Origin of the sequence: Streptomyces actuosus, from assembly GCF_016921115.1 — a bacterium.
Lineage (GTDB): Bacteria > Actinomycetota > Actinomycetes > Streptomycetales > Streptomycetaceae > Streptomyces > Streptomyces actuosus_A.
In genome coordinates this window covers 1-5,643 of sequence record NZ_JAFFZS010000079.1, presented here as the reverse complement: position 1 = coordinate 5,643, position 5,643 = coordinate 1, and the positions used below count along the sequence as shown (strand labels likewise).

General features: G+C 67.7%; 8 protein-coding genes. 1 reads left to right on the top strand and 7 read right to left on the bottom strand.

Going from position 1 to position 5,643, the window contains the following annotated elements; translation table 11 throughout:
• Positions 1-207: 207 nt before the first annotated feature.
• From JS756_RS35500 to JS756_RS35470, 7 genes are all read right to left on the bottom strand, one after another.
• Entirely contained in the window at positions 208-903 is a 696-nt protein-coding gene (locus JS756_RS35500; protein WP_205387396.1) for a poly-gamma-glutamate hydrolase family protein, read from the bottom strand.
• A 185-nt stretch (positions 904-1,088) separates the two neighbouring features.
• Positions 1,089-1,301, bottom strand: coding sequence for a hypothetical protein (locus tag JS756_RS35495; protein ID WP_205387395.1), 213 nt, complete (start codon positions 1,299-1,301; stop codon positions 1,089-1,091).
• A gap of 228 nt (positions 1,302-1,529) precedes the next feature.
• A complete protein-coding gene (locus tag JS756_RS35490; RefSeq protein ID WP_205387394.1) occupies positions 1,530-2,468 on the bottom strand; it encodes a methyltransferase in 939 nt (312 codons plus the stop codon).
• Between the two features lie 15 nt (positions 2,469-2,483).
• Positions 2,484-2,735, bottom strand: coding sequence for a hypothetical protein (locus JS756_RS35485; protein ID WP_205387393.1), 252 nt, complete (start codon positions 2,733-2,735; stop codon positions 2,484-2,486).
• Positions 2,732-3,067 carry a hypothetical protein gene (locus JS756_RS35480; protein WP_205387392.1) on the bottom strand — a complete coding sequence of 112 codons (336 nt, stop codon included), beginning with the start codon at positions 3,065-3,067 and terminating at the stop codon, positions 2,732-2,734. Before JS756_RS35480 ends, JS756_RS35485 begins: the two co-directional genes overlap by 4 nt.
• A 60-nt stretch (positions 3,068-3,127) precedes the next feature.
• Positions 3,128-4,282 (bottom strand): ParB/RepB/Spo0J family partition protein, encoded by a 1,155-nt coding sequence (locus JS756_RS35475; RefSeq protein WP_205387391.1) that lies wholly within the window; start codon positions 4,280-4,282, stop codon positions 3,128-3,130.
• A 162-nt stretch (positions 4,283-4,444) separates the two neighbouring features.
• The gene (locus JS756_RS35470) at positions 4,445-4,615 is read right to left on the bottom strand and encodes a hypothetical protein (RefSeq protein WP_205387390.1); all 171 of its coding nucleotides are present in this window, start codon (positions 4,613-4,615) and stop codon (positions 4,445-4,447) included.
• A 322-nt stretch (positions 4,616-4,937) separates the two neighbouring features.
• Here JS756_RS35470 and JS756_RS35465 point away from each other — a divergent pair, with 322 nt between their 5' ends.
• On the top strand, positions 4,938-5,465 hold the full coding sequence (locus tag JS756_RS35465) for a hypothetical protein (RefSeq protein WP_205387389.1): 528 nt from the start codon (positions 4,938-4,940) through the stop codon (positions 5,463-5,465).
• The last annotated feature ends 178 nt before the right edge of the window (positions 5,466-5,643 follow it).

Below are 5,643 nucleotides of genomic sequence, written 5' to 3'. Positions count from 1 at the left end.
TTCGGCCGGGGCGCCGGGTCGGATCCGGCGGGAGTGGTGCTGGTCATGAGGGGGTGGTTCTCCTGTCGTGCCCTCTCAGGCTAACCCGACGAAGCGGGACGTCTCACCCAAGGCTGACAGAGAGGGCATCGAGCTGGTCGTCGGTGATGGTGCTGCCGGTGAGTGGATCGACGTCGATCCGCTCACCGGTGTACTGGCGCAACGTGGTCATGCGCCCGACGCTACTGAGTCGACCGACTCTCGGCCCGGCTGGGTGACGACCACGGGCTGGCCCTTGCCTGCGGCGACGAGGGCCTGCGTAATGGCGCTGGTCACCGCCGTGACGTAGGAGGTGAAAACGTCCGTCACGTTCTTGCGGTTGGCGCGAGACATGTCGCCGTTGAGGAAGAACGCCTGGCGCTGGGCGGTGCTGATCTCCAGTTGCACCCCCACCCCTCGTACGCCGCGGTTGCAGATGTTCGTGGCGTCGTTGCCGTTGACCTCCTCGTTGGCGACCTGGACGGCGAATCCCGCCTGCGCCAGGGACTGCCCGATGCGGTCGCGCAGGGTGTAGTCGAGCCCTCCGAGGTTTGTCATCGGCGTCGCGCCGGCGGCTCCGTGCCAGGAGACGATGTGGGTGGCGCCCTGGGCGAGTGCGAGCGCCTGGGGGTCATCGAAGCTGGTCGAGGTGATGTGCAGGTCACCGTTGTCGGCCCGCTTGATGCCGTCGAAGGTGTAGAAGTCGTGCACGTCGCCTGCGGATGCGCTGGCGAGTTCGCTCGTTCCCTGCTCGATCCCCCCGCCGTGGATGGCCAGGTGGAGCAGCGTGGAGATCGGGGAGGAGCGCCAGGAGCGTTGGTAGTCGATGCCTTCGATCTGGGCGCTGGCGAGTGCGGCGAAGGAGCTGTAGAGGCCGGTGGTCATCAAGCACGTTCCTTGAGTCGGGGGGTGACCGCCGCGGCGGTGGCAGCGGCCACCGCCGGGCGCTTATCGGTTGTTACAGCGGCAGATGCCTGGGGGCAGGCACCAGACGTCGCAGGCGTTGCACCACTCGGCACCCGGCACGGGGGGCTCGCGGTGCTCGGTCTGCTGGGCTGCCGGGTCCTCGGTCATGCCGCTGTTCTCCTGGGTCGTCGTCTGGTGGCGATGGCTGCTTCGAGTTCCTCGCTTCGCTGCGCCGCGTTCGGGTCGGGGCTCTGGCGAATTCTTCGGCCCGGGTCTCGCTCGTCGGCGGCCCTGTCCGGCGGGCCGTCCCGTTCGATGAGCAGACGCAGGTACAGCTCGCGGTCTTCCGGATTGCCTTTGAAGTCGTCTGCGCTCATGTCGCTCCGGAGTGCACGGGACCCGCTCCCGGCGTGGGCGGGAGCGGGTCCGGTCGTGTTCGTGGCGTGCGGTCCGGGTGGCTTCGCGTCGGCGCGGAGCCGGTGCCTGGCGGGTAGGGCGCGGGGGATTGGCCACCCGCCAGGCACCGAAGGGGATGCCGCATGCCACGGCATGTTGGTGGGCCGGTTCCTCGGCTGTGGCCGTTCCCTCCAACGAGATAGACCGTATCACTCTTGAATGTTGGGATCTATTTTGCCCGAAGAGTGGTCCCGCCCGTCATGCGGCGCTCCGTAGCCGAGCCCGTCCAGGGGCGCCGTTCCGTGAGCGGTCGGTTCGTCGGTGAGGAACAGGTCCTGCTGCACGGCGCAGGGCCGGGCGGTGAAGTCCTCGGGCCTGAGCGTGATCTGCCGCATGCCGCGAGGCGGCGCCACGTCGCGGACCGGGATGACCGCGATCACCGTGGCCACCCCTACCGCCGGAAACGCGTCTGGGGGCAGCTCCCACATAGTTCCCCGCGCCTCCCATATCCGGGCGAGGAAATCCTTGGTCCTGCGATCGCTCCGGTAGGTGAGGCTGCCGTACATGATCGCGACGAGGAGGCCGCCGGGCTGGATGAAGCGCAGCGCCCGCTCCACGTGCCGGATGTCCTGGCGTCCGGCGAACGGCGGGTTCATGATGACCCGCTGGTAGCGGCGCTCCACCGGCACGCTGAAGAAGTCGGCGTTCGTGACCTGCCGGGCGTACCCGCCGGCGCGGATGTGCTCGGCGCGGGCGGTGTCGAGTTCGACGCAGTCCACGATGGCCCCGCGGGCGGCGACGGCTTCGGCGATAACGCCGCGCCCCGCCGAGGGCTCCAGCACCTCGCATCCGGGTTCGAGTTCGGCCAGGTCCAGGAGGCGTTCGACCGTGGGCTGCGGCGTCGGGTAGAACCCCCGGTCAACGTCGGTGATCACCTCCCCTGTGGCGAGCAGCCCGGCTATGGCGTCGGTGGCGTCGATGGTGAAGATGTGGGCCTTCTTGTAGCGGTGCCAGGCGCCGCCCACCGCGTGCAGGGCGAAGTTGACGCGCTCGTACAGCTTGCGGTCGAGCTGGCCGTTCAGGCGCAGTGCCGGGCCGTCGACCGTGGCCGCGCGAATGACGTCGAGAACGTCTGGATCTATCTCCATGGCTAGAACTCCTGATCAGGCGTACTGGGTGCAGTTGGCGGCGAGCGGGTGGCCCTTGTGGTCCTCGCAGACGGCTTCGCCCGTCGCAGGGTCCGTGCCTCCGTCGCACAGCTCGCAGACCCAGTAGCCGCAGACGACGCAGATCGCGGAGGCGAGCTGGTTGCGGGTGTCGGCCAGGTCGGCGTCGCAGCGGCGACAGACTTCGGGCGGGAGGGTGCCGTCTTCGGGCCAGGTCTTGAGGCCGTTGATGCGCTCGGGCCGCTTCATGCGCTCTGCCCCTCAGCCTCATTCGTGGTGCTGGCGACCAGCAGCGCCGCTTCGAGTTCCACCAGGCGCGCCGCGACCATGATTGGGAAGCGGACGTAGACGGAACCACCGGCCTGGTTGAGGAGTTCGGCTGCGGCGAGGAAGGTCGCGTTGCTGGCCTCGTTCAGCGCCTGCGAGTCGTTGTCGCGGCGGGCCTTGACCAGGTGCCGCGCGGCCTCACGAACGAGCTGGGCGGCGTCGGAGTCGTACTCCTCAAGGGCGTTGGCCGTGGCCGGCACCCCTTCGAACAGGTTGCGGTTGATGTTGCGCATGGTGCGGATGTCGTTCATCACGATGGGTCTCCCGGTGGAAAGGGGGGGCGGTCCGCTGGGGGCCGCCCCGGTGTGGGTCGTTCAGGCTGCGACGGCGACCGGCTCGACGTCGGCGTCGTCCGCCTCCGCCTCCGTCTTCGGCTCCGGGGCGCTCTCCTGCTCCGCGTCGTCAGCCGCTTCGGCCTGCGGGGCGGCGGAGGCCGTCTCCGCCTCCGCGTCCGTCTCTGGGGCTACGTCGGCGGACGGCTCAACGGCGGGCTCCAGGCTGGCGAGGGCGGCGTCGGCCTCCGCAACCAGGTCGGAAGCAGCCGCCGCAGGGTTGACCATGATCTCGCTGGCGTCGGCGTGCGCCTTGGCCTGGCGGAGCTGGAAGCGGGCCTTCTGGACGAAGTTGGCGACTCGGTCCATCTGCTCCAGCCGCTTGCCCACCTGACCCTCCAAGGCGCGGGCCAGCTCCATCGGGTCCGCCTTGCCGATACTGTCCAGCAGCTCGCACATGCGCTCGATCTCGTCGAGGTCGCTCTTGGCCTTGGCCTGCGCGCGGGCGCGCTGCGCCTTCTCCTCGGGGGACATCTCCTCGACGTCGACCATGGAGTCCTGCTGGGCCGCCTTCTCCTGCTTGCGCATGGCGTAGGCGATGTGGACGAGCTGGTTGTCGCTCTTGTCGCCCTTCTTCCAGTCCTCGAAGACGGCCTTCTGGTTGTCCCGGGAGAGGGCGGCGATCTGGACGGCGGCCTGGGTGCCGATGTGGCCGAGGTCGACGGCGGTCTGGATCTCGGGGCGCAGGCTGAGCAGGGCCAGGCGCTGGTTGACGTACTGGACCGACTTGGAGAAGGTCTTCGCGACGCTGGCCGGGTCGGCGTCCTCCTCCTCGTCGAGGACCTTCTTGAAGCCGCGCGCCTCCTCCAACGGAAGCATGTCCTCGCGGTTCAGGTTCTCGGCCATGGCCTTCTTGAAGGAGTCCATGTCGCTGATCTCGGCGTCGCCCTCGGTCAGGAGGATCTTCGTCTCGATGGTGATGTTGCCCGCCATCTCGTTGGCGCGGAAGCGGCGCTCACCGGCGACCAGCTCGTAGCCGCCCTCGTCGACCTTGCGGACGACGATCGGCTGGAGGAGACCGTGCGCCTTGATCGAGTCGGCCAGCTCAGTCAGGGCCTCCTCGTTGAAGGTCTTGCGGGGCTGGTTCGGGTTGCGGCGGATCTGGCGCATCTTCAGGGTCGCGAACTTGTGCGGCATTTCGGGCTCCAAGAGGTCGGTGGGGGCTTCTCTCTCCCCCTTCCTTCTGGTTCTATTCTATATGCATTCATGGGAGGGGTCCACAATTTTCGGGAAGTTTTTGCAGGTCAGACGCGTGAGTGCGGGCTTCCCCGGGGAAGCCCGCACTCGGTCATTCGTTGATCAGCCTGCGACCGCGCCACACAGCCACTCGGCGTCGTAGCCGGCTCGGTCGGGGTCGACAACCGACAAGGCACCCAGCGCATCGAGCGCCGCCCCCTCATCCAAGGCGACATTCTCCCTGCCACCGGACTCCGCCAATCGGGCCAGCACTCGCTCCAGCTCGATCCCCACCCGTTCCTCCCCGCGTTGCAGCGTTCCGCCTCCTCAACGAGCGGCGGGCCGCTTAGATCCCCACACAGCAAATCTCGCGGCACACATCGAGCGGTTGGGGGGCGCCGGTCACAATCTCGCAGCCTGGAGAGCAGAGGAGGCATGGGGGCCCGCATGCTGTGTAACGCGATGTACTGATGGTCTAACAGATCTTGCTTCGCAGCTCAGCCTAATGTCAACCAACATAGACATTAAGCTGTCCCGCGAGTCTCACTCGTCACGCCGCCCGACCCGCCCGTCCCCCTTCCGGGCCTCCCGCACCCCCGAAGGAGCACCCAGCACCATGCCGTCCGGCCCGGATGTCCCCCTCGCCAGCAAGCTCGCCCTGCTGCTGCGCCGCAAGACCGAGGCGGACGGTAAGACTCCGAGCACCCGCGCGCTGGCCGCCGCGACGGCCGAGAGGCCCGGAGAGCGCCCTGCGATGACCCACCAGGTCGTGAACGACCTGCTGAACGGCGTCAAGTCGAACCCTTCGATCTCGCAACTGCGAGGACTCGCACGAGCATTCGACTGTCCGGTAGCTTTCCTACTGCCCAGTTACAACGGTTTGACGTCTCTGTCGGTCTATGAGGAGCAACAAGACGCCCGTGAGGCGCTTCGGCTGGTCCATGACCTGGGCGAGGCTGGAGCCGCTGAACTCCTTGAGGCCGCTCGTGAGATTCGACTACGTCACGGACGTACCGATCTCACCGTCCCCGAGGTTCCCGAACCGATGCCGTCTGCCGCTGAACCACCGCGGCCAGGCCGGCGACGGCGGCTCAGCTTCACTGAAGCGGCAGAAAGGGCGGTCTCTGATCTGGAAGGAACGTGAATGGACGGCATCGTCTTCGGCTTGTGCGCGCTCTTTGGCATAGCGGGCACAGTGAACCGCCCCGTGTCAGGTAGAGACTCGATTCCGTGAAAGGATTGAGTCATGGCACGACCCTCCCGTTACCCGCTTGAGCTGCGCCGTCGCGCGGTGCGCATGGTCGCCGAGGTGCGCGACGACT

Bases quoted from the DNA above. Each gene is read 5' to 3' on its own strand.
- JS756_RS35500 (WP_205387396.1), bottom strand. From the start codon at position 903: ATGACCACCGGCCTCTACAGCTCCTTCGCCGCACTCGCCAGCGCCCAG.
- JS756_RS35495 (WP_205387395.1), bottom strand. From the start codon at position 1,301: ATGAGCGCAGACGACTTCAAAGGCAATCCGGAAGACCGCGAGCTGTAC.
- JS756_RS35490 (WP_205387394.1), bottom strand. From the start codon at position 2,468: ATGGAGATAGATCCAGACGTTCTCGACGTCATTCGCGCGGCCACGGTC.
- JS756_RS35485 (WP_205387393.1), bottom strand. From the start codon at position 2,735: ATGAAGCGGCCCGAGCGCATCAACGGCCTCAAGACCTGGCCCGAAGAC.
- JS756_RS35475 (WP_205387391.1), bottom strand. From the start codon at position 4,282: ATGCCGCACAAGTTCGCGACCCTGAAGATGCGCCAGATCCGCCGCAAC.
- JS756_RS35465 (WP_205387389.1), top strand. From the start codon at position 4,938: ATGCCGTCCGGCCCGGATGTCCCCCTCGCCAGCAAGCTCGCCCTGCTG.